The sequence below is a fragment of the Kiloniella litopenaei genome (assembly GCF_000982415.1).
Classification (GTDB): domain Bacteria; phylum Pseudomonadota; class Alphaproteobacteria; order Kiloniellales; family Kiloniellaceae; genus Kiloniella; species Kiloniella litopenaei.
In genome coordinates this window covers 1-1,435 of the sequence record NZ_LANI01000051.1, presented here as the reverse complement: position 1 = coordinate 1,435, position 1,435 = coordinate 1, and the positions used below count along the sequence as shown (strand labels likewise).

At 43.3% G+C, this 1,435-nt stretch carries 1 protein-coding gene; it reads right to left on the bottom strand.

Features of this window, described 5'->3' with window-relative positions; translation table 11 throughout:
- The coding region (locus WH95_RS20040) for a cache domain-containing protein (protein ID WP_046510228.1) at window positions 1-1,347 on the bottom strand (1,347 nt) is incomplete at its 3' end.
- Between the last annotated feature and the right edge of the window lie 88 nt (window positions 1,348-1,435).

Here is a 1,435-nt window from a genome sequence, read left to right as displayed (position 1 = left end):
GTCCAGGGCTGATTTTATCCGAAGATTTTCAGAAGCTGCTTGAGTTTGCTGAATGGCGTTCTCTTTAAATGTTTGTAATGCAGAAGCAATGTTTCCTATTTCATCTTTTCTATCCAGACCAGTGATCTCAACAGATTGGTTGCCATCGGCAAGTTCCAGCATTTCAGACGTTGATTTCTGAAGTGGATGAACAATTGAGCGTGCAAATAACCATCCCAACAGGGCGACCACGCCCAAAACAATTGCTCCGATCATGAGAATAAAGAGTCTGGCTTCTTTCACAGGAGCCAACATTTCTTGCTCATCAATTTCGGCAATCAGGGCCCAGCGAATATTCTGAAACTCAAATGGCCGATAAGCGGAAAGGACAGGTATATTTCTATAGTCCATAGTAATCTCAATACCCGTTTCACCGTTCAGGGCTTTTTTTGTTGTGGTTGTTTCTACTTTGTTTTTCAGGATTGTTGATTCTTGTGAAAATCTTGAATCGCTACGCATAAAATAATCGCTGCCAACGAGGTAGGTTTCCCCCGTTTCCCCCATTCCGGCGCTGACTTGCAGCACTTGATTTATTCGATCAATTGGCATTTGGAAGATTAACACGCCTTCGAACCCGGATTGTGAGACAACAGGGGTCGAAATAAAGCTGGCTGGTGCATCATTACTTGGCGCATAGGGGGCAAAATCTATGTAACTGATGCTGCCGACTTTTTTATTTGATAAAGCGGCTTTGAAGGCCTGAGAAAGGCCGGTTTGATTGTATTTGCCATCAAGCAGATTCGTTGCATAATCAAGCTCTTTGAATACGGTGTAAACAACGTTGCCTTCTGGATCCACAAGGAAAATGTCGTAATAGCCGCGCTCTGTCAGCATTTGGCGAAACCAAGGATGAAACCGTTGGTGTTGGCTATGATAAAGGCCGTCTAAAAGTGTGGGCCCATCAAAGAGGTGTTTTTGTCCAAGTGCTTCTTTGTTTCCGTGTGAACTTGTTGCGGTCGTTGCCTTTTCGTTAATGTATATGCCTTGAAGTGATTGAAGCGGATCGTTATGGCGCTGTGCTTCGTCTCTAAAGCCATTTGCAAATTGGGGTAAGGCATCCTGGACGTTTCTGCTCGCAGCTGTAATTACGATATCTTCTCTTATTGATACGAGGTATTGGTTTAGGGAAGTGCTTCTTGCTTCTGCCAAAGCGGTCAGGGTTTGTTGCTTTTGCTGAACAATTGTTTCGGATGTATTGTTTATGCTGAAAGCGCCGACTGATATCACAGAGATCATCGCAATCAGGACAAATAGTATCGGCAGTTTGTGCGCGATTTTTAGCGATAATCTGTTAAATATTCTGTGCATTATCTTCTCCGTTCGGCAGTAAGATCTTTGATTTTGAGAGCTTTACGCTTTGCTCTTCTTCTCATTTTTTGATTCAGAATTCAGACCA